This is a genomic window from Trichocoleus sp. FACHB-591, assembly GCF_014695845.1.
Classification (GTDB): domain Bacteria; phylum Cyanobacteriota; class Cyanobacteriia; order FACHB-46; family FACHB-46; genus Trichocoleus.
Window position 1 is genome coordinate 219,391 of sequence record NZ_JACJPA010000096.1, and the last position, 19,822, is coordinate 239,212.

Annotated in this window: 19 protein-coding genes; 11 read left to right on the top strand and 8 right to left on the bottom strand. The window is 50.9% G+C overall.

Features of this window, described 5'->3' with window-relative positions; genetic code table 11:
* The first annotated feature begins 29 nt into the window (after nt 1–29).
* The 3 genes from H6F90_RS30170 to H6F90_RS19000 are packed head-to-tail and all read left to right on the top strand — an operon-like array spanning nt 30 to nt 3,465.
* Nucleotides 30–1,397: an Hpt domain-containing protein gene (locus tag H6F90_RS30170; RefSeq protein ID WP_199296018.1), complete on the top strand. Its 1,368-nt coding sequence runs from the start codon at nt 30–32 to the stop codon at nt 1,395–1,397.
* On the top strand, nt 1,390–2,964 hold the full coding sequence (locus H6F90_RS30175) for a hybrid sensor histidine kinase/response regulator (protein WP_199296019.1): 1,575 nt from the start codon (nt 1,390–1,392) through the stop codon (nt 2,962–2,964). Before H6F90_RS30170 ends, H6F90_RS30175 begins: the two co-directional genes overlap by 8 nt.
* Nucleotides 2,965–2,979: 15 nt before the next feature.
* Nucleotides 2,980–3,465, top strand: coding sequence for a chemotaxis protein CheW (locus H6F90_RS19000; protein WP_190553844.1), 486 nt, complete (start codon nt 2,980–2,982; stop codon nt 3,463–3,465).
* Between the two features lie 11 nt (nt 3,466–3,476).
* Here H6F90_RS19000 and H6F90_RS19005 read toward each other — a convergent pair whose 3' ends face one another.
* The 5 genes from H6F90_RS19005 to ndhN all read right to left on the bottom strand — a co-directional run bounded on the left by H6F90_RS19005 (nt 3,477) and on the right by ndhN (nt 8,564).
* The gene (locus tag H6F90_RS19005) at nt 3,477–5,444 is read right to left on the bottom strand and encodes a R3H domain-containing nucleic acid-binding protein (protein ID WP_370588054.1); all 1,968 of its coding nucleotides are present in this window, start codon (nt 5,442–5,444) and stop codon (nt 3,477–3,479) included.
* A 33-nt stretch (nt 5,445–5,477) separates the two neighbouring features.
* Complete coding sequence (gene ldpA / locus H6F90_RS19010) at nt 5,478–6,659, bottom strand: circadian clock protein LdpA (RefSeq protein ID WP_190553845.1); 1,182 nt, start codon at nt 6,657–6,659, stop codon at nt 5,478–5,480.
* 248 nt (nt 6,660–6,907) lie between these two features.
* Nucleotides 6,908–7,315, bottom strand: a complete 408-nt coding sequence (locus tag H6F90_RS19015) for a salt stress protein, Slr1339 family (protein WP_190553846.1) — start codon at nt 7,313–7,315, stop codon at nt 6,908–6,910.
* Nucleotides 7,316–7,329: 14 nt separating this feature from the next.
* Complete coding sequence (locus H6F90_RS19020; RefSeq protein WP_190432128.1) at nt 7,330–7,932, bottom strand: VWA domain-containing protein; 603 nt, start codon at nt 7,930–7,932, stop codon at nt 7,330–7,332.
* A gap of 176 nt (nt 7,933–8,108) precedes the next feature.
* Nucleotides 8,109–8,564 (bottom strand): NAD(P)H-quinone oxidoreductase subunit N, encoded by a 456-nt coding sequence (ndhN, locus tag H6F90_RS19025; protein WP_190432127.1) that lies wholly within the window; start codon nt 8,562–8,564, stop codon nt 8,109–8,111.
* Nucleotides 8,565–8,726: 162 nt separating this feature from the next.
* Between ndhN and H6F90_RS19030 the strand changes: the two genes are divergently transcribed.
* The 4 genes from H6F90_RS19030 to H6F90_RS19045 all read left to right on the top strand — a co-directional run bounded on the left by H6F90_RS19030 (nt 8,727) and on the right by H6F90_RS19045 (nt 13,013).
* Nucleotides 8,727–9,563: a class I SAM-dependent methyltransferase gene (locus H6F90_RS19030; protein ID WP_190553847.1), complete on the top strand. Its 837-nt coding sequence runs from the start codon at nt 8,727–8,729 to the stop codon at nt 9,561–9,563.
* Between the two features lie 111 nt (nt 9,564–9,674).
* Nucleotides 9,675–9,956 (top strand): TIGR02450 family Trp-rich protein, encoded by a 282-nt coding sequence (locus H6F90_RS19035; protein WP_190553848.1) that lies wholly within the window; start codon nt 9,675–9,677, stop codon nt 9,954–9,956.
* A gap of 167 nt (nt 9,957–10,123) precedes the next feature.
* Entirely contained in the window at nt 10,124–10,996 is an 873-nt protein-coding gene (locus tag H6F90_RS19040) for an aldo/keto reductase (protein ID WP_190553849.1), read from the top strand.
* Between the two features lie 145 nt (nt 10,997–11,141).
* Complete coding sequence (locus tag H6F90_RS19045; protein ID WP_190553850.1) at nt 11,142–13,013, top strand: bifunctional diguanylate cyclase/phosphodiesterase; 1,872 nt, start codon at nt 11,142–11,144, stop codon at nt 13,011–13,013.
* 22 nt (nt 13,014–13,035) lie between these two features.
* Here the strand turns inward: H6F90_RS19045 and H6F90_RS19050 are convergent, their stop codons facing one another.
* Nucleotides 13,036–13,623, bottom strand: coding sequence for a hypothetical protein (locus H6F90_RS19050; protein WP_190553851.1), 588 nt, complete (start codon nt 13,621–13,623; stop codon nt 13,036–13,038).
* Between the two features lie 167 nt (nt 13,624–13,790).
* Here H6F90_RS19050 and H6F90_RS19055 point away from each other — a divergent pair, with 167 nt between their 5' ends.
* Genes H6F90_RS19055 through H6F90_RS19070 form a run of 4 tightly spaced genes read left to right on the top strand, consistent with a single transcriptional unit; the run spans nt 13,791 to nt 17,385 of the window.
* Complete coding sequence (locus H6F90_RS19055; RefSeq protein ID WP_190432121.1) at nt 13,791–14,774, top strand: ATP-binding cassette domain-containing protein; 984 nt, start codon at nt 13,791–13,793, stop codon at nt 14,772–14,774.
* Nucleotides 14,771–15,559: an ABC-2 family transporter protein gene (locus tag H6F90_RS19060; RefSeq protein ID WP_190553852.1), complete on the top strand. Its 789-nt coding sequence runs from the start codon at nt 14,771–14,773 to the stop codon at nt 15,557–15,559. The genes H6F90_RS19055 and H6F90_RS19060 overlap by 4 nt, the downstream gene beginning before the upstream one ends.
* A 60-nt stretch (nt 15,560–15,619) precedes the next feature.
* Nucleotides 15,620–16,435 carry an ABC transporter permease gene (locus tag H6F90_RS19065; RefSeq protein ID WP_199296020.1) on the top strand — a complete coding sequence of 272 codons (816 nt, stop codon included), beginning with the start codon at nt 15,620–15,622 and terminating at the stop codon, nt 16,433–16,435.
* Between the two features lie 5 nt (nt 16,436–16,440).
* Nucleotides 16,441–17,385: an alkaline phosphatase family protein gene (locus H6F90_RS19070; protein WP_190553853.1), complete on the top strand. Its 945-nt coding sequence runs from the start codon at nt 16,441–16,443 to the stop codon at nt 17,383–17,385.
* On the opposite strand, the gene H6F90_RS19075 is transcribed toward H6F90_RS19070, so the two are convergent.
* Together H6F90_RS19075 and H6F90_RS19080 are read right to left on the bottom strand one after the other, a co-directional pair.
* Nucleotides 17,338–18,825 (bottom strand): hypothetical protein, encoded by a 1,488-nt coding sequence (locus tag H6F90_RS19075; RefSeq protein WP_190553854.1) that lies wholly within the window; start codon nt 18,823–18,825, stop codon nt 17,338–17,340. The genes H6F90_RS19070 and H6F90_RS19075 overlap by 48 nt on opposite strands.
* 155 nt (nt 18,826–18,980) lie before the next feature.
* The gene (locus H6F90_RS19080; protein WP_190432116.1) at nt 18,981–19,787 is read right to left on the bottom strand and encodes a PIN domain-containing protein; all 807 of its coding nucleotides are present in this window, start codon (nt 19,785–19,787) and stop codon (nt 18,981–18,983) included.
* Between the last annotated feature and the right edge of the window lie 35 nt (nt 19,788–19,822).

The window sequence follows — 19,822 nt, forward strand, 5'->3', positions numbered from 1 at the left end:
CCTCGTATGTAAGCCATTGGGATTAGGCGATGAATGCAAAGGATTTAGACAGGTTGATCGGTTGTTTCATAGCCGAAGCCCAAGAATTTCTCCAGATTCTAGAAACAAATTTGTTAGCGATCGAGTGCAATCCTCAAGCCTATTGTCGTTCAGAAGCTGTTAAGGAGCTATTCCGAGCCGCCCATTCTATTAAGGGTTCAGCCTTAATGTTTGGTTTTGAGGGTCTCTCCACAGCAGCGCATGGCCTAGAAGATTGTTTTGCTATTCTGCGCGATCGCGTTGACCTGGCCCAACTAGACTCTCCGACGATTACAGCTTTGCTACAGGGGGTAGATTGTCTCAAAACCATCACCAACAGCAACTTTCAGGGTAAATCAGAATTTCTAGCTGAATTACAGGCGATCGCTCAAATCAAAGCTCAGCTTGAAGCACGTTATCCCAAGGTGCCAGATACAGCTCTTTTGCCGCTGCATGCCCCTGCTAACTATGAAGTGATAAAGGCGATCTTTGAACACGAAATTTTGACGGTGCTGAATCAGTTGGAAGCTGAGTTATCTCAAGCTAGACCTGAAACGATCCCATCAGCGGTGGAGGTGCTGTCTAAGATTTATTACCAACTCTCCGGTGTGGCAGGTATGCTACAACTGCCTGAGTTTGGTCGTGTTGCCGACACGTTGGAGGCGCTGCTCAGTTCACCAGAGTTATCCTTTGAGCAATTCCAGCAGCAAGGCTGGGCGATCGCGCAAAATCTCCAGACTGCTCGCCAGCAAATCTTAAATGGACAGCCGATTACGGTTTTACCGAAGGCAACCGCGATCGCCGTTCCCTCTCATCGTGCTGAACCCGATGATTTGTTACACGAGCGGTTCGGAGCTGAACCCAGCCAGTCCCAGCGACCACAGTCCTCAGAGCAACTGCCAAGTCTCTTGGCGGAAAGTCGCTTAGCTCAGCCAACCGTGCCTATCCTGGGCCACACTGAGGCAGAGACTCCAGTTTTTGCTGAGGCAGCTACCCCCATACCCAGTCCTAGTGCAGGCTCTACTTCATTCAATAGCTGGCAACGTCCGACGATTCGCATCGAAGTGGACCGCTTGACGGAACTGGTGAATTTGGTGGGAGAACTGGTAATTAACCGCACCAATTTGGAGGTCCAAGGAGGACAGTTACGCTCAGAAATCAAGCACATTCGGCGAGGTATGGCAGAGCTACACCAGTTTGGTGGCCAACTTAGAGAAGAATATGATCGTTTGAGTGTGGCTGACTGGCAAACTGCGATCGCGCCATCTGGTTTGGCACCTAGCCCCGCTAACTCACGCCGCTCTGCTCCATCGACATTCGACGCTTTAGAGCTAGACCAATACACTGAGTTTCAATTCCAAAGCTCAGTCTGTGCTTGAGACTACCCATACGGTGGCTCAAACGGCTGACAAACTGGATGCTCTGGTTTTTACCTTTGAGCAAAGTACCGATCAACTCCGCCGCATTACCGAACAACTGCGATCGCGCGTGATGCAATTACGGGTAGTCCCCTTCAGCCGAGCGGTCGATCACTTACCCCGTGCCCTGCGAGAGCTGTGCTTGACCCATCACAAAGAAGTGAACTTACTGCTAGTGGGCCGAGACACCAAAATTGATGAAAGCTTATTAGATGCGTTGCGAGAGCCATTAGTTCAGTTATTACGGAACGCCCTTGACCACGGCATTGAACTGCCTGAAGCTCGCGTGAATGCTGGGAAGCCACCTAGTGGTCAAATTGAAATTTCTGCTTTTCAACAAGGCGGTCAAACTATTGTTACCGTTACGGATGATGGCAAAGGCATTGATCCGGAAGCCATTCGTCAACAAATTGTTGCCAGAGGTCTTGTGCCTGCCGAACAAGTTCAAGATTTGTCCCTCGCCGAGTTGTACGATTTTCTATTTTGGCCAGGGTTTAGCACTACCAAGGATGTCACAAATCTTTCTGGGCGAGGGGTGGGACTGGATATTGTGCGCTCTAACCTGCGGCAAGCCCGAGGCACTGTGAAAGTTGATTCTCGCCCAGGGCAAGGAACTAGCTTTATCTTGAAGTTGCCACTCATGCTTTCGATCGCCGAAGCCTTAATGGTGCGGATTGATCACAATACAGTGGCGGTGCCCTTAGACGCGATTGAGGAGATTCTGCACATTCAGGGCGATCAGGTACAAATGGCTGGGAATCAGCCCATGATTCGTTGGCGTGGTGAATTTATCCGGTTGGTGCGGTTGCAAGATCTATTGCACTACCATCCGGCTGACTCAGATTTACCATCTCCAGATCCACTGACCCAGGACTTGATTCCTATCTTGGTCCTGAATGCTGGAGAGGGCGTAGTAGCGATCGCGGTAGAAAGACTGATGGGGCAGCAAGAAATTGTAGTTAAACCAATTCCCGCGCCGCTTTCAAAACCTAAAGGCGTGGTGGGCAGCACCATCTTAGGAAATGGACAAGTAGCTGTCATCTTAGACATCGATGACCTGGTTGAACAGTTCAGCTACCAAACCAGCCAAGCGATCGCCATGAGCGACAAAGGCCCACAGATTCTAGCCCCGGTGCCCGCGACCCAACCTCAAATTTTGGTGGTAGACGACTCCTACACGATCCGACAACTCCTGGCTTTGGCCCTAACGCGGGCGCGGTATCGAGTAGCGCAAGCCAAAGATGGCCAAGATGCGATCGAACAACTCCAACAAGGGCTGCAATGCGATTGCATTATTGCTGATATTGAGATGCCTCGGATGGATGGCTTTGAGTTATTGCGATCGCTCAAATCCAATTCTCAATTTGCTCACATTCCTGTCGCGATGTTGACTTCTCGCAGCGGAGCCAAACATAGAAAGTTGGCGCAGGAGTTAGGCGCGGCTCACTACTTCACTAAACCCTACAACGAAGCCCAAGTTCTAGAAGTGCTCGCCCAACTTTTAGCCGCTAGCCGGATAGCCCTTTGAAGTCCTGATATTGCTATGCCACCTACTCCTTATCACCGCAGGTTCCAGAAGCAGGTTCCCAGCCAGGCTCCTAACTTAACCGAAAAACTGATTGCGTTGCGATTTGGCAGTGAGCAATATGCCATTCCCATGCGCCAGGTTCAGTCTGTCTTGAACAACTTTACGGCTTACGGAGCGCTAGAAACAGGCCAAAGTTTGGTCATGCACAATCAGGGCATTATCACCTTAATTGATAGCGCTACCCTGTTCCTGAGCCAGCAGGCGATCGCACCCTCACAATTCTTAGTTATCTGTCTGCTAGATAATGGTGAACTTTTAGGCATTCCCACTTCCGAAATGCCCACCATTTTGGAGGCTGACCTGAGCAAACTAGCAACGCTGCCAATGGGGTACCGTCAGGGCCGTTTATCCCCAGCGATCGAAAAGCTGATCCCAGTCCCCGATAGCAGCGTGGTGTTTTACATCAATGTAGAACGGCTGTTACCTGTTGTTGTCTACTAACTGCATCAGTTTTATGCGGGATAGATCCGCAAGCGCCGATTCGGTTCCTCTCCAAAGCTAGAAGACTTGAGATGATAGTGCTCTGCCAACTCATGTTGCATCTTCCGCACTTTGGACGATCGCGGCAACAACTCGACTGGCTGGCCTTTAGGAATCACGATTTGCTCAACTGCAAGTCTGGCTTCCTCTAGCGCCTCAATTTCGTCTTCATCACCATCACGGTAAAACAGACTTAGATCAGAGGCTTCAGGCACCGCCGGATCATCCATATCCAATAGGCGACGGAGAGAGCGAACAATCTGCGGCACCGTGTTGGCTTTGATTGTATGGATCGGCACATGGCGGCTCTTGGCCATACTTCTCAGCTTGGCATGGTTTTTGACATGCGATCGCAACGCTAAAACGGCATCGGCGCTGTCAATATCTTTTGTCAGCACGACAGGTAGATTCAGAGTTTGAATCACTTGGTCGAGTTGATGCCGACTGATGCCATAAGGATAGACATGCAAGGGCAGATCTTCACCATTAGGGCCTGTGGTACGAGTGGAGATCTCACTGACAAAATCTGAACTGCTGCTACTAATACCAAGGCTGCCTTGGGGCCAAGAGGCATCTAGTAATTGCTCAAACTCCTGAGCCGCCGGAGAATTGTCTAATCGGTTGGTCAAAGCTGAGCGTCTAGCCGAGAAACTCTTTTCGCCAAAACTAGGACTTGGCAGCGGCGTCATTTGTCCTGAAGCCCGCCAGCCCACGGCCCCTTTCGCAGCCGCAGCAAAGCGATTGGGGGGCAATGGAGTTTCTGCGATCGCATTAGGCAATTCGTGGGTAATCACTACTGCGCCCGCTTCGTTCACCGTTCTGGTCTGAGGGTTGGGCTGGCGACCCCGCAGCAAACTGTCCACAGTCTCGGCAACATGCTCATGCACCACCCACTTTTGCCGCTCCAACATCTCTACTGCAATGTCGAAGGTCGGTGGCGCTTTGCGCTCTAGAACACTTTTCTGGCTGCCTCGCCGTCTGGCTTCCTCGTCGCCCAATGTGACTGACTGGATACCACCTACCAGATCAGACAATGTGGGGTTTTTAATCAAGTTTTCAATCCGGTTGCCGTGAGCGGTGCCCACCAGTTGCACACCCCGTTCTGCGATCGTGCGGGCAGCCAGAGCTTCTAGTTCTGTACCAATTTCATCAATCACAATGACTTCTGGCATGTGGTTTTCCACTGCCTCAATCATCACTTGGTGTTGCAATTCGGGTCGAGCTACTTGCATCCGCCGTGCTCGTCCGATCGCGGGGTGAGGTACATCTCCATCACCTGCAATTTCATTTGAGGTGTCAATGATGACCACTCGTTTTTCTAGTTCATCTGCCAAAACCCTTGCAATTTCGCGGAGTGCAGTGGTTTTGCCAACTCCGGGTCGTCCCAGCATCAATATGGAACGGCCACTTTCTACCAAATCTCGAATCATGCCAATGGTGCCGAAGATGGCTCGCCCGACTCGGCAGGTCAGACCAATGACTTCGCCTCGCCGATTGCGAATGGCGCTAATTCGGTGCAGAGTTCGTTCAATCCCCGCGCGATTGTCTCCCCCAAAGTTTCCTACCCGCTCAATCGAGTACTGGAGGTCAGTTTGCGAGACGGGTGTTTCTGACAAGTACTCTGCTTTGCCTGGAAAACGTGCTTCTGGACGGCGGCCTATATCCATCACCACCTCAACCAAGCTCTCTTGGTCGGGATGCTGCTCTAAGCGCTGGCGGATCTCACTTGGCAATATATCTAGCAATTTACTGAGATCGTCTGTAATTTGCATGTTGTTCATCGTGACGTTTTCAGGCTCGATCGCTGCCATGTCTGCTGTCATATCTAGATCTGATGCGGGCTGCTGTTTCTGTTGGCTCGATGCAGCTAAGAGCGGGTCTCCTGGACCCGGCACACTTTCCTGATTGTCAAAAGAATTTGTCTCGTTCAGACTCACCATAGTGATTAAAAAAGTTGAATTAACAGCAGGCGCTTAGGAAAGCAAAGGTTGATTGAGAGCGGACGGTGTCTTGATTTGGCTCACCAAGGAGTGCGCTAAATCAACTGCGGGCCAAAGTAGGTGCGGTTGGCTTTCCAGGGGCAGGGATTGCACTGATTGAATTGGGCGCAATGGTGCTTCGGCTAAAGCGATCGCTTCAGAAGATGGTCCAGAGATAGGCAGGGACAAACTTTCTAGCTGCTCCAAAATTGGAGACAACAACACTCGTGCGTAACTACCATAGGCCACTCCAGCAATGTATTTCTGTAGGCTTGGGGAAGCTAGAAGCCCTAAGCTGTTTAGCTTCTCGACGGTATGACGGTTAGTTCCTCCTGCTAACTGCACAAATCCTGGCAAGTTGGCTGCCAACACTTTTTGGCCTAACTTGACGGCGGCACGGGTCGCACCGTCTCCAATATCACCACTCATGGGCCGACCATCTGTTTGCCAAACTAAAGCACAGGCTAGCGGCGAAACCGTTTGATAAATTGACCAGAGGTAGTCAATTAGGCCATCGCCATCCGGACAACTAATCGCTAGTAATTTGAGTTGTCCCGCCCAAGGAGCGATCGCCTGCCAAAGTCGCTGGAAATCAGCTAGCCGCCCTACTTGGGTGTGAATCTCCAGAGCATCTACGCCCGCTTGCAGTACTAGAGGGGCGATCGCTTCCGGAGTAAACACATGGGAGCGAGTCGTAATTTGCTGAATCGGACAAATGGGTAAACACCGTCCGCAACCATAGCAACGGGCATCTATAACTCCAGAAAATTGCTCCGGTTGGTTTTGCTGTGGTTGCTCAAAGACAATTGCTTGCGCGGGGCAAATCGTTTCGCAAGGCCGAGGACAGTCGGAAGGACATAAAGCTGGGTTAAATTCTGCTTTGCGGAAATGGGGATCTTCACCGTCATTTAGGCTCACCATTAACCACGGGCGGCCCTGCCAAGCTAAAGAAGGATGCTGAGAGGCGATCGCAATGTCGTCCGCTGTGTCTAAAGCTGCTTGGGCGATCGCGATTACCGCTGGGTCTGCGGCGACATCAATACAATCAGCACCAGCCAACGCGTAGGCTAAAGTTAAGTTTCGGACGGCAGGGAGATGTTGGAAACTGGCTCCGCAAATTAATTTAAACCAGCGTCCCTCCCTTAGAGAACGTAAGGGATGGTCAAAATTAGTCACACCTTCATGCTAATGCTCTCGCTGAAAAATGACGAGGCTCTAGACAAAATTTGATCCCCTGCCGCTAGGTTGGGGGCTGTTTGCAATCGGGTGAGGGATTGCCTGGCTCTTGCTCGTTCACCACATCTGCTGCCTTAAGAGATACTTCGCCGCCAACTCACGCCAAATCTGGTAGCGGTTTGCCTGACGATCGCCATCCAGCATCCTCAAAGGCAGATGCAGTGTGATTACCGTTTGTTAACAAACTACTAATCTGCTTCTAAAGCGGCTAAATAATCGATCGCGGCTTCCAGCTTAGAAGGGTATTGCTCAGCAAATTGGTTAAACCAAAGCCCTTCCGTGGACAACGGATCTAAATTCTTTAACCAATCTTGGGCAGTGCGAGCCAAAGCAGTTCGACGGGCTTGTTGCGCTTGAGCTTGACGCTGTTGTTCCGCCACTAATTGCTGTTGTCGAGCTTCCTGTGCGATCGCGTCCTGCACCTCGTACTGGCCTTTGACTTCTGCCAACAAGCTATCAAGCGGGTCTAGCTGCCGCCCAGAAGTTGGCTTTGCTGGAGGAGAGCTAGGTGGTAACGGGGATGGTGAGGCTGGCGGTGCAGGTGCTTCGCTGTATTGAGCTTTGACTTGTGCGAGTAACCGTTCGATCGAGTCCATATCGTTCTGCACTTCTAGTCATTAATGGCATTGAGCAAAACTTCGCTCAAACTCATCTCCTCAATATCGGCAAAGGTAATCGCATCACAAATATCAAACTTCGCGCCCACCCCTGCGAGTTGCTCGTCTAAAGCTTGAAGAAATTTGGTGGCTTGGGGATCAGCACCAATTTGAATGAACGAAATGGCTAATTCTTCATCTCGCTCCATTTTGCGGGAGGCATCAACAATCACCTCCATAACCGCACGGCGATCGTCCGGTTCCCCATCTGTGATCACCAAAATAGTTTCGCCAGCGGGCTTTGTTTTTCCAGCGGCTTTGCGCTGAAAGTAATAATTGGTGGCATCTTGTAGCACTGCCGCCAAGTTGGTGGTTCCGGCGGGGTCGTTCTCTTGAAAGAGCTGTTCTACTTTGGCTGAAGTCACATCGTCATAGCGCTTGAAGCGGCCTGAGAACAGGTAAACCGTGATGCCATCCGGGTCAAACTGCTCACACTTGCGGGCCAGCGCCAAAGTAGACTCTTGTACTTCCATCCAACGACTGCGGCCACCTCTCTGATCTGGAGTGGACATACTGCCACTTTTATCCACGATGAGCGTATAGTCCCGATCTTTCACGACGTAAACCTCAATGCATCCGTGTTTTTCGTCCAGTCTAGAGGATGAAACCTCGCAGCGTCACGGGTAAAGACGCGAAAATTAGCAATTAGTCAGTTGGCTAAAAACTAATTGCTAAAAATTGGTTGCTAAAAACAAGTAGATGAACTGGTGCTGGAGTTAAACACCGAGCCAGCTTAAGCCGGAATCAATGTTTCTTGTAAAGGCTGCCAGCGACAAACGCGATCGCCGCCGCGCTCTACGACTATCTTGACTCGCGGTTCCAGGGTTGGCAGCAGGGTCAGAAATTCTACTTCTTGGCGTGACAGAATATGACCTTCAATCAACCACAGCACCAAACCTTTGGCATGAGTGGGCAGGTTTTCTAGGTGATAGTTGATAACTGGCGGCGCAAAGTAAACTCGAATATCTTTTTTGCCTAGGTGAGGGGGACGAATACCATGAACTCCAGTCAGGTAACTTCCCAGGTCGCCTAACCCTTTCGCACTCATATGCACCGTCACATAGCCAGCAGCCCGTAAACGTCGCTGATAGCGGCCTTCAAAACCACCTTCCAAGGGTACATAGAACCCCAAAGAGCCTGACTTTTCTAAATCGCGAATTAGTTTGCCGCCATTTGCGATAAGTGCCATAAGTTTTATGCTTTACCCCGCTCAAAGTCCTATTGTGACTCACTCCACCACATGTGTGGCTGCGATCGCGCCCTTACTTTGGTAGAGAAACTGCTTAAATCTCTCACCTGCTTGTTCATTTTATCCTGTAGCTAGGTACTTATGCCGCCCAGTTCAAAAACCATGCAAGATCTAGAAAACTCGCAACCTTGGCCTCACCAAGATTGGTATCGCAACGATCTTACCCAAAGAAAAAGTTGGTATGGCGGAGTCGCCCAGGCTTACGACCAAGCCAGGCCACGGTATCCCCAAGCTCTAATTCGGCGAGTCGTAGAGTTGGCGCAACTTCCCGCTGATGCCAATATTTTGGAATTGGGGTGTGGTCCTGGCATCGCAACTAGGCCATTCGCTCAGCTAGGCTACTCAATGGTTTGTCTGGAGCCAAGCCAAGCTGCTTGTCAGTTAACTCAGCAACACTGTGCAGCCTATCCAAACATTGAGGTTCACAATACCTCCTTTGAAGAATGGCCATTAGAGGCTCAGGAGTTCCATGCGGTTCTGGCCGCGACTTCTTTCCACTGGATTGATCCTGAAATTAGACATGTCAAGTCTGCTGCTGCGCTGCGCGATCGCGGGGCTCTAATTTTGTTGTGGAACACACCTCCCCAGCCCAGCCACGAAATTTCTCAAGTATTAGAGGCGGTTTATCGAATTCATGCTCCGTCTCTAGCAGTTTATGAAGACCATGCCTTCCATGCGCAGAACTTGAACCAAATTGCTCAATTGGTGATTGACTCAGGGCAATTTCAGCACTTAGTGTCTGAACAGCTAATTTCCGAAGTCACCTACAGCATTGACAACTACCTGATGCTTTTGAGTACCTTATCCCCGTACATTGCTTTGGAACCACAGCAGCGGGATGCTTTATTTACAGATCTACAGGCAGTGCTAGAAGAAACCTGCGATGGTAGTCTGCTAACTTCCTATCTTTCCGCATTCCATATTGCTCGAAAGGTCTGAGTTGTCAGGTTTAGCGCTTGATTGCTATACGGCACCTTCTGCTTCTAGGTTCACAAGGTGTCACACTGAATTTAGAGGATGAGTTGCAATATCAGCGCTTTGAAGTCGGTTATGTCCAAAAAGCAAAAGTTTCCTTATCTAGTTGGCTCCAAGTGGACAGCCCGACAAACCCAAATGGGATGGCGGCATTTTCAAGTCGTGAATCGTAAAAATGAAGGTCAATGGGTCTTTGCGGAAATGGTAGCGGCCTGTGACCCCAATGTTCGCTTTTGGCTCAATGCTAAACAACTCAAAAATCGTGCGATGTGGCAGGCGGGCTGGCAGTCTCTACAAGAACAAAGCTTTGAAGCAACTGAAACCGAGCCCCTAGAGACGGTAATTTACCCAACTTAGTTTTGGGCGGATCACCGCCTGTCTTCCCTTCGTTAGACAGAGCCAGCTTCACGGAATTTTATTTAGGCTGAGAGGTGGCTTTGTTGGGAAGGCGCTGCTGTGAATCAGAGTGTTTCAGGGTAGCCCATCAGGATAGCCAAAGCTGGAGTAGATAGTAGGAGCAAAGCGTGGAAACCAAACGGCTGGGCAATACAGGTATTACGATTAGTGCGATCGGCTTAGGTGGCATGCCGATGTCCTTGAGCGATCGCCCCGCTGAAACGCAAGCCATTGCTACCATTCATCGAGCCTTAGATCTGGGCGTGACCCTCATCGATACGGCAGACTCTTACTGCAAAGATGAATCTGATAAGCATCATAATGAACGGCTGATTCACAAAGCGCTCCAGCAGTATGACGGCGAGAAAAGTCACGTCAAAGTTGCGACAAAGGGTGGCTTGATGCGCCCCAATGGGTCTTGGACTCGTAATGGCAACCCAGAGCACCTGCGAGAGACGATTCGAGTCAGTTTTGAGGCGTTAGGGAGTGAGCAACCGATCGACCTCTGGCAGTACCACGCTCCTGACCCGAACTACACCATTGAAGCGTCACTCACGCCTGTCAAGGAAGCGGTAGAGCAAGGTTTGATCCGTTTTGTGGGAGTTTCCAACTTCTCGGTGGAGCAAATCAAACAAGCCCGCCAGGTAGTAGATGTAGTCTCGGTGCAGAACCAGTACAACCCCTGGTATCGCCAACCAGAGACGGATGGGGTTTTGGAGTACTGCGAGCAAGAGCATCTCACCTTTATCCCCTGGAGTCCTTTAGGCGGTAGTCGGCGATTTGGGAAATTGCAAGATATTCCGGCGATCGCCCAACTCTCTCAGTCCCACAACTCTTCTGTTTACTGCATCGTGTTGGCTTGGCTACGCGCTAAGTCTCCCTGTGTCGTTCCCATTCCTGGCGCGAGCAAACCTTCTAGCATCGAAAACTCTGTACAAGCAATTGAGGTGCAACTGTCAGCAGCAGACATCACGGCGATCGATCGCGCCACAGCTAGTTAAACCCCTCATCCAGCTAAGCCTCTGATTTCAGCCAGAATACGGCCATATTTCGCAGCAAACGCTGTTGTTGTCAGCCTAGCAGCGGTGAAACGATGGTACTAAAGCTGCGGAGCTGACCTCCTAAAGTTGCTTAGCGTCTGGATTCATGCTTTATTTCCCTGAGACCCTGCTCAGTTCGTCTGGTGGGCGCTTAGTTGCTCTTGCGACTGGGTTGACTTTCTTGGCTGCTAGCGCACGTTGGCTGAGCGCTAGGGTAGCTACGGCGATCGCCCGTGTTCCAACTAACCCATCACCTCAAACCCCAACCATTTTAGACGAGTGGCATCCAGACGAGTGGCAACCGTTTCAGCAAGCTCCTCTCGCCGCGATCGCCTGGAATATACATGGTGAGATCACTCACTGGAATCACAGTGCGACTCAAGTCTTTGGTTACCGCCCTCAGGAAGCGATCGGTCGGCAAGCAGCTTTAATCGTCCCTAGCCACATCAAGGCTTATGCCAATCAAGTTTGGCATGACTTAATCAACCAACGCGGGGGCACTCGCAGCATCAACGAGAATGTGGCGCAAGATGGCAGAACGATTATTTGTGAGTGGTTCAATGCGCCGCTACTAGACTCCCAAGGGCAGGTGCTTGGGGCCATTTCTTTCGTGCAGGATATTACAGAACGCACGCAGGTTGAGAAGCAACTGCTGCAAAGTGCTTTTTTTGATGGCTTGACTGGCTTACCGAATCGCGCTTTCTTTAGCGATCGCCTGCACCAAGCAGCCGCCAAAGTCAGCCGCCAATCTGATGGTTGCTTTGCCGTTCTTTTTCTCGACCTAGACCGCTTTAAAGTGGTGAATGACAGTCTGGGACATTTATTCGGCGACCAGTTGCTGGTTGAAGTCGCCCAACGATTGCAAGCTTGCTTACGTATAGGCGACACGCTAGCTCACCTGGCTGGAGATGAGTTTGCGATTCTACTAGAGCACATTCAAGACATCAATGATGCGACCTGCGTAGCAAGGCAGATTCAAGAAGCCATCAAGATGCCCTTTATGCTCAACGGCCATGAGGTGTTTACCACCATTAGTATTGGCATCGCTCTCAGCACCATTGATTACGAAAAGCCAGATAACCTGCTGCGAGATGCAGACACAGCCATGTATCGTGCCAAAGCTTTGGGCAAAGCTCGGTACGAAGTCTTTACTTTAGCCATGCATGATCACGCTGTCACACTGCTGCAACTCGAAAACGACCTGCGACGAGCGATTCAGCGGCAAGAATTTCTAGTGCATTACCAACCAATTGTTTCGCTGCGAAACAGCAAAGTGATTGGATTTGAAGCTTTAGTCCGTTGGCAGCATGCTACCAGAGGCCTCATCTCTCCAGCGGAATTTATTCCGGTCGCTGAAGAAACGAACTTAATTGTGCCCATCGGATGGTGGGTACTGGAAGCCGCTTGCCAGCAGATGCGGTCTTGGCAACTGCAATTTCCCACGACAGCGACTTGGACAATGAGCGTGAATCTCTCTGGGAAGCAAATTGCCCAACCTGATCTAGTAGAACGGATTCGTCAAATTCTGACAGCAACGGGTTTGAGCCCTCGCAACTTGAAATTAGAAATTACCGAGAGCGTGCTCATGCAGAATCCTGAAGCGACCACAGCCCTCTTTTTACAGCTGCAAGCCCTAGGAATTCGGTTATCAATTGACGATTTCGGGACAGGTTATTCCTCGTTAGCCTATCTGCATCACTTTCCCATTGACACCTTAAAAATCGATCGCTCGTTTGTAACGAGTGTGGATACAGATGCCGAGAAGTTAGCTATCATTCGCACCATTGTTATCCTAGCCTGGAACCTAGGGATGGATGTAATTGCCGAAGGTGTGGAAACAGCGAAGCAGTTAGCTCAACTCAAAGCCTTAAAGTGTGAAGCGGGACAAGGTTATTTGTTTGCCAAGCCTATGAGTGGTGAGGCAGCAACGGCCTTTATTCAAGCTCATTGCTACCGCTTCACCCGCAAATCTAGTTGAGATATTTGGCGATCGTGTTTCCTTATCGCACCACCGTAAACGGGAACCGCACAGCGGCCTTAGTGTCATCGACAGAGCCAGTCAGCTCTTTGGTCTCTCCCTGGACTAGCACGGTTAAGGTAAAGGGAACTGGCCCCGAAGCCGCACAGCGCCGATATAACCGTGCCTCAACTGTGTACTTACCTGCTGGCGACCCACCTGTGGGCCAAAAAATATTTTCAACGGGTTTGGCGACAGGCTTGATGCAGTCAGCATTGGCATCCACATCCTGCTGTCCCCCGGAACGAATACGAGGATTTTTGTAGAACACGGTCTGACCGCTAGGGTCGGTAACGGCCAAGTCTAAGTCATCCACCGTTTCCCAGCGCAATGTGGCTTGAATATCGCCAGTACCCAGTTCTGGTTCTTGGCCTCCCGTCACACAAAACACGTCTAAGTTGATCAACCGCCCCGAATCAGTCTTCATGTAGCAAGCTAAGCTCGGTTCCCTGCTAGGTTTTGCCAGCGGATACCCAAATTGCTTGGTTGGCGATGGATTCGCAAAGCTAGGAGCAGCAAACCCTAAAGCCAAAATCAGTGAGACTGCCGTTGGGCGAATGAGTTGCAACATGGTGCTAGGTAGATTGAGAAATGGCGAATGAGGATGCTTATAGAGTTCCCTAGCCAGAAAGAAAAATCAGAAGGTAGCTGCTAGAGGTTAAGCCAGAGGTAGGGCGATCGCACTTCCGTGTCCAAGGCACAATGGGGAAAGGCGTTCCTTCGGGTATTGAATCGGGTATGTCTATCATCGTGGCTGAAGACCTGAGCAAGGTCTATCCTGTAGCGGTCAAAGAGCCAGGTCTGAAGGGGACATTGCTTCACTTCGTGCGGCGTAACTACCGCTTGGTGCAAGCAGTACAGCAAGTTTCGTTTCAGATAGAAGCGGGTGAAGTGGTTGGTTTTTTGGGAGCTAACGGTGCTGGCAAAACTACCACACTCAAAATGCTCACCGGGCTAATTCACCCTTCATCGGGGCAAGTTCGGGTGGCGGGGCAGGTACCGTTTCGGCGTGAGGCCAGCTTTCTGCAAAACATCACGCTAGTCATGGGTCAAAAGCAACAACTGATCTGGGACTTGCCAGCGCTGGATTCTCTGCGGATCAATGCTGCGGTTTATGGCATTTCGGACAAAGAACTCCAGTATCGGATTGGCGAATTAGCCGAGATGTTGTCTCTGCAAGCCAAGCTAACCCAACCTGTCCGGAAGCTGTCTCTTGGTGAACGGATGAAAGCCGAACTTCTGGCAGCTTTGCTCCACCATCCTCAAGTTTTGTTTTTAGACGAACCCACTTTAGGCTTGGATGTCAACGCTCAGGTGAGTGTACGGGACTTTTTGCGGGAATATAATCAGCGCTATGGAGCCACTGTGCTGCTGACCAGTCACTACATGGCAGACATCACAGCGCTGTGTAAGCGGGTGTTGGTGATTCATCAGGGACAGTTGATTTACGACGGTAGCTTAGAAGGGCTGTCGGAACGCTTTGCCCCTTGCCGTGAAGTCAAAGTGGAATTGGCTCAACCCAAGTCCAAAGCGGAGTTGTTGAGTTACGGGGACATCGAAGCGGTGGATGGCCGCATGGTGCGATTCGTCGTACCTCAAGAGTCTTTAACCCGTACAGTGGCTCGGATTCTCGCGGAACTAGAGGTGGTAGATCTAGCGGTGACAGACCCTCCGATCGAAGAAGTGATCGGTCAGTTGTTCCGGGCAGGAGTGGCGGTATGAGGAGAGCCTGGAAAATTACTCAAGCTTTGCTCTCGGTTTACTACGCTTATATGTTGGAGTACCGAGCGGAGCTGCTGTTGTGGGCTTTGTCGGGTTCCTTGCCCCTGATATTGATGGGAGTTTGGATTCAAGCAGCTCAAGGCGGACAGTTGAGCTTGTCTCCTATCGATTTTGTGCGCTATTTTTTGGCCGTGTTTATCGTGCGGCAGATCACGGTCGTTTGGGTGATTTGGGAGTTTGAGAAAGAAGTGGTGGAAGGCAAGCTGTCACCCCGACTCTTGCAGCCGCTTGATCCGGTTTGGCATCATGTCACTGCTCACGTATCCGAAAGATTGGCGCGTTTGCCCTTTGTCGGTGGGCTAATTATTTTATTTTTCCTGCTCTATCCGCAAGCGGCCTGGATTCCACCCGTAAGCAATATTTTGTTGTTTAGCTTAGCGACTGCGATCGCCTTTGCTCTGCGTTTTCTGATTCAGCATACCTTTGCTTTATTTGCCTTTTGGATCGAACGAGCCAGTGCGATCGAGCAGTTCTGGTTTTTGCTTTATCTCTTTTTATCCGGTTTGGTAGCACCGCTAGAGATGTTTCCGCCCGCAGTTCGCAACGTGGTTCTGTGGACGCCGTTTCCTTACATGGTTCACTTTCCTGCCAGCTTACTCGTGGGACTTCCAGTGAATTTCGGTCAAGGATTTTTAGTCATGGCAGGCTGGGGTTTGCTGTTTTTAGGGCTGAATCGTTGGCTCTGGAGACAAGGACTGAAGCAGTATTCGGGGATGGGAGCTTAAGGAGGGTGAGGAGAGAGGAGTGAGGAGTTAGAAGGAAGGATGAGGGATGAGGGAGGAAGGATGAAAAAAGAAGAGAGGCGCAAGGAAAAAGGGATACAGCGGTATGGGCGGGTGTTGCGGTTGTTTTGGGGAACGGCGATCGCGGCGGAGATGGAGTATCGGCTCAACTTTGTGCTGTCGGCTTTTACGAGTTTGGGCAACTTGATTGGCAGTTTGTTTGGGCTGTTTTTGTTTTACCGTACGGGCTACACCTTTGAAGGCTGGTCTTGGGCGGAAGCCTTGGTGGTGTTGGGAGTCTTCACCGTGCTTCAGGGCTTTTCCAGTACCTTTCTCGGCCCCAACTTAAACCACATTGTGCAGCATGTGCAGCAAGGCACGTTGGATTTCGTCCTGTTGAAACCGATTAATAGTCAGTTTTGGCTCTCGACCCGTACTATTTCTCCTTGGGGCTTACCGGATATCTTTTTTGGTTGCTTAGTCATTGGCTATGCGGGGCGGCAGTTGGGAATTGAGGCTCCTGCTTATCTACTCGGTGCCGTGCCATTGTGCTTCGGGTTTATTAGCCTCTACAGCTTGTGGTTTATGTTGGGAGCCACGAGTATCTGGTTTGTCAAAATCTATAACGTCACCGAAGTTTTGCGCGGTTTACTAGAAGCGGGCCGTTATCCAATGGTGGCTTATCCCGTCGCTTACCGATTTTTCTTCACCTTTATCGTGCCTGTGGCGTTTCTGACCACCATTCCTTCCGAAGCGCTGCTAGGACGAGTAGAACTCGTTTGGTTGCTGGGAGCAGGCTTGTTAGCCTTAGCTTTATTCTTAGTCTCGCGGATGTTTTGGCAGTTTGCTCTGCGATTCTATACGAGTGCATCTAGTTGAGCAGCATGGATGACTCAGCAGCGCGATTTATTTTTCTATTTTTAGATGGGGTTGGATTGGGAGGAGCGCAAGCAACTAACCCCTTAGCGGCGATCGCGGCCATGCCATTTTTAACGCAGCTTCTGGACGGGCCACTGATAGCTGGACGAAAGGCTTGCCGAGCAGGGCTATTATTGCAACCGATTGATGCCATCCTCGGAGTGCCAGGGCTACCCCAGAGCGCCACGGGCCAAACCTCATTATTTACAGGCTGCAATGCGCCCGCTTTTATGGGACGCCATCTCAGTGCGTTTGCCAATGGCTCTCTACGAACTTTGATTGAAGCCCACGGCATGTTCAAGCAGGTGCTGAGCTTGGGCGGCTCTGTGACCCATGCCAATCTCTATTCACCCGCTTACTTTGAGGCGATCGCGCAACGGCGACGGCGTTATTCGGTGGGCACGCTTTTGGCCCTGACCGCTGGAGTGCCTTTTCGCATGGGGGGAGGAGGCGATCGCCAAGCTGCGATTTCCTGGGACATTACGGGCGAGTATGTGAATCAGCGGGGCGGCAATGTTCCACCCCTGACACCTGCTGCCGCAGGGCAAAGACTGGCCACAATTGGGAGCCAGCACCATCTCACGCTATTTGAGTGTTATCTCCCTGATTACGCGGGTCATAGTCAGGACAAAGCCCAAATCGTTCAGGTTTTGCGGTTAGTAGATGCGTTTGTTGAGAGTGTCGTGGCGCATCTCCAACCTGGAGTTAACCTGGTGATTAGCAGTGACCACGGCAATATTGAGGACTTATCTCATCCGCATCACACCGCCAATCTGGTGCCGCTGATTGTGATTGGCCCTCAAGCGATCGCGTTTCAATCTGTGCAAGACATTACAGGCATTACACCCAAAATCGTGGAGTTGTTACAAGTTGGCCGCAATACGGCTCCAAGCTTGTACCACGTTTTGTAACTCTGCTGGCAATTGACTTTGCACCATATCCGCATAACGAGCCGTTACAGTAGGCCCAGACAGCGTCACGGTGAAATAGTCGGCGGCTCCCTGAGGAGCAGGGTAGCTATGGCGATTGAATTGAGCAAAGTTTTGCTGTTCGAGTAATTGCCGAAAGCGTTGCACCTCAGCCGGAGATACTTGCACCACTTTCACAGGAGTAACAACACCATTGGGTTGTAATTGACCTTGAATCAGCTGACCATTTGCTTGCAAAGCGATCGCGGAAGTTTGTCCTGCAATGCCGCCACTGGTGACTACTCGAAAGATAACTCCTGTGGTTAGGGGCGGAATCAATTCACTGCCACCAATCAAGTTTGGCTTCAAGCCTGTCGCGCCACTCACATTACTGGCTTGGCGATCGAACTTCACCAAGGAACCAGAATCATTGGTGCGATAGGCTAAGCGCTGCCCCCCACTTTCTACAGTGACGAGCCAACCGGGAACGATAACAGCGGCACAAAACACCCCCGGTTCAGCTAAGCCTAAGCAAGCATCAGGCCAGGTGGTTTTTTCTGATTGCACAATTTGCAACTGGGTAGTAGGTACCCGAAATTGCTGAGCTGCAGCCTGCAAGACAGTTCTAGAAACGTTTTTGGGTAAGCCCGCTGGGTAAAGACCGCTGGCTGCCGTGTCTAACTTGATCACTGAGCCAGATTCATTGGTGCGATAAACCAACTGCTGCGATCGCCCTGCGACTGTAACTTGCCAACCCGGAGTTTCGGCTTGAGTGCAAAACTCACCAGAGGTCGCCAAACCTAAGCAACCATTACTCCAGGTTTGCTTGGCAAACTTGGCAATCTGGACTTGAGTCGCTGCAATTCCCAATTGCTGAGCCGCTGCTTGAGTCACGCTAGCCGCGATCGCTTGGGGTAAATCGGCCTTGGAAGCATCGACTGCTAGACGTAAGCTTTGGCCAGTTTGGTCAGTGTGGTAAACCCAAGACTGCTGTCCAGCGGAGAGTACCACTCGCCATCCTGGAACTTGGGCTTGAGTACAAATTTCATTGGTAGCAGCTAACTCTAAGCAGCCGTTATTCCAGACTTTTGACTCGGCTAAAGTGACTCGCAACCTACCAGGTGGAACATTGATGCGGCGAGCTAAATCTTGTCGAACCAAGTTCTCTACAGAAGCTGGAAATGAATTGCTGGTTGAAGAGCCAGTACTTCTACCTCGCCCCCGACGACCTTGCTGGGCCAGTAAAGTCGCCTGTTCTGGCTGATCAAGCACTGCCTGCGGAGCCAAGGGAGAAGCATGAGTTGTGGTGGCAGCGATCGCGGCACTCAGCCAACCCAAACTAGAACCAACCGACAAAATTCCTGTCAACAACACAACTACGAAGCGAGGCGATATTGATGAGGCAGCAATGGTCGCAGAACGATATTGGGTCGGGGGTCGCATAGAAAACCTCACAAGAACTCACTAAACTCAAGCTGATGATGCAGCGCCAATGAGCATGATTGACTCGGCAATTTTAAGACGCTGCTACAACAATTTATGCCAGCCTGACAAAACTTCAGACGGCGATCGCTTACAGATGAGTTCCGTTAGGGTTCCTATTGCTTAGGAGGAGTGATTTGATTGGGCAGAGTGGGCAACCCTGCTTTCTGCAAAAACTGATTAAAGCCTGCAGGTTGGATGAGATACCAAGCAGTTGAACCTGCGAGAACCAACGCTCCTAACATCAACAGGGTAGAAAACACTTGGGCGATCGCGCCTGGAGCATTAGAAGAACGTCGATGCGATAGAGATGGCGTCGGCGTTGTCCTGACTACTGTGGAGCGAGGTCTGGAAGCGTTAGCAGTCGCAGCAGTTTTGCTAGATACAGTACCGACTTTGCCTGCACCCACCACAGGGGCAGTTTCCATTTGGCGCAACTGCTGGGTTACAGCTAAGGGTTGCCGTTCGGTGCGACACCACTGACGCAGAGCAGCCGCAGTAATGCCACAGAGATTAGGTGCTTCTACTCCTTGGACCCGCTGCAACAGAGACTGATCGGTCGTCACTAAAACCACCAACGAACCGGGATGGTTGCGTGCTAACCCGTAAGCGGCTTGGGCTACAGCTAAGGATAGCCTAGCTTTTTTGCTAAAAGATTCTCCGCTCGCAGGTTTGAGAGAAGCATGGGGCGCACTGATGGCCGTCATATGCCAGCCACTATCAGGGTAGAAGCGCATGAACTCTCTAGCCGTCTGCTCCAAGCTCGCCTCTGGCGCTCGGTCATGGAGATAACGGATTTCGTCAAAAACAACCTGGGGAATAAAGCACTCGCCTACACGAGAGAATTCCTGCCACTCTCTAGTTTTTCCTACTTCCAGAGCGCTTAAATCCAAAACCACTAAAATCGGAGCTGGTGCAGCCATAGCGATTCGGTGTCACACCTTGTAATGCTGAGTAA

Excerpts from the sequence above, each read along its gene's own strand:
- H6F90_RS30170 (WP_199296018.1), top strand. The coding sequence starts at position 30 with ATGAATGCAAAGGATTTAGACAGGTTGATCGGTTGTTTCATAGCCGAA.
- H6F90_RS19000 (WP_190553844.1), top strand. The coding sequence starts at position 2,980 with ATGCCACCTACTCCTTATCACCGCAGGTTCCAGAAGCAGGTTCCCAGC.
- H6F90_RS19005 (WP_370588054.1), bottom strand. The coding sequence starts at position 5,444 with ATGGTGAGTCTGAACGAGACAAATTCTTTTGACAATCAGGAAAGTGTG.
- H6F90_RS19015 (WP_190553846.1), bottom strand. The coding sequence starts at position 7,315 with ATGGACTCGATCGAACGGTTACTCGCACAAGTCAAAGCTCAATACAGC.
- ndhN (WP_190432127.1), bottom strand. The coding sequence starts at position 8,564 with ATGGCACTTATCGCAAATGGCGGCAAACTAATTCGCGATTTAGAAAAG.
- H6F90_RS19030 (WP_190553847.1), top strand. The coding sequence starts at position 8,727 with ATGCAAGATCTAGAAAACTCGCAACCTTGGCCTCACCAAGATTGGTAT.
- H6F90_RS19035 (WP_190553848.1), top strand. The coding sequence starts at position 9,675 with ATGTCCAAAAAGCAAAAGTTTCCTTATCTAGTTGGCTCCAAGTGGACA.
- H6F90_RS19045 (WP_190553850.1), top strand. The coding sequence starts at position 11,142 with ATGCTTTATTTCCCTGAGACCCTGCTCAGTTCGTCTGGTGGGCGCTTA.
- H6F90_RS19050 (WP_190553851.1), bottom strand. The coding sequence starts at position 13,623 with ATGTTGCAACTCATTCGCCCAACGGCAGTCTCACTGATTTTGGCTTTA.
- H6F90_RS19055 (WP_190432121.1), top strand. The coding sequence starts at position 13,791 with ATGTCTATCATCGTGGCTGAAGACCTGAGCAAGGTCTATCCTGTAGCG.
- H6F90_RS19060 (WP_190553852.1), top strand. The coding sequence starts at position 14,771 with ATGAGGAGAGCCTGGAAAATTACTCAAGCTTTGCTCTCGGTTTACTAC.
- H6F90_RS19065 (WP_199296020.1), top strand. The coding sequence starts at position 15,620 with ATGAAAAAAGAAGAGAGGCGCAAGGAAAAAGGGATACAGCGGTATGGG.
- H6F90_RS19070 (WP_190553853.1), top strand. The coding sequence starts at position 16,441 with ATGGATGACTCAGCAGCGCGATTTATTTTTCTATTTTTAGATGGGGTT.
- H6F90_RS19075 (WP_190553854.1), bottom strand. The coding sequence starts at position 18,825 with ATGCGACCCCCGACCCAATATCGTTCTGCGACCATTGCTGCCTCATCA.
- H6F90_RS19080 (WP_190432116.1), bottom strand. The coding sequence starts at position 19,787 with ATGGCTGCACCAGCTCCGATTTTAGTGGTTTTGGATTTAAGCGCTCTG.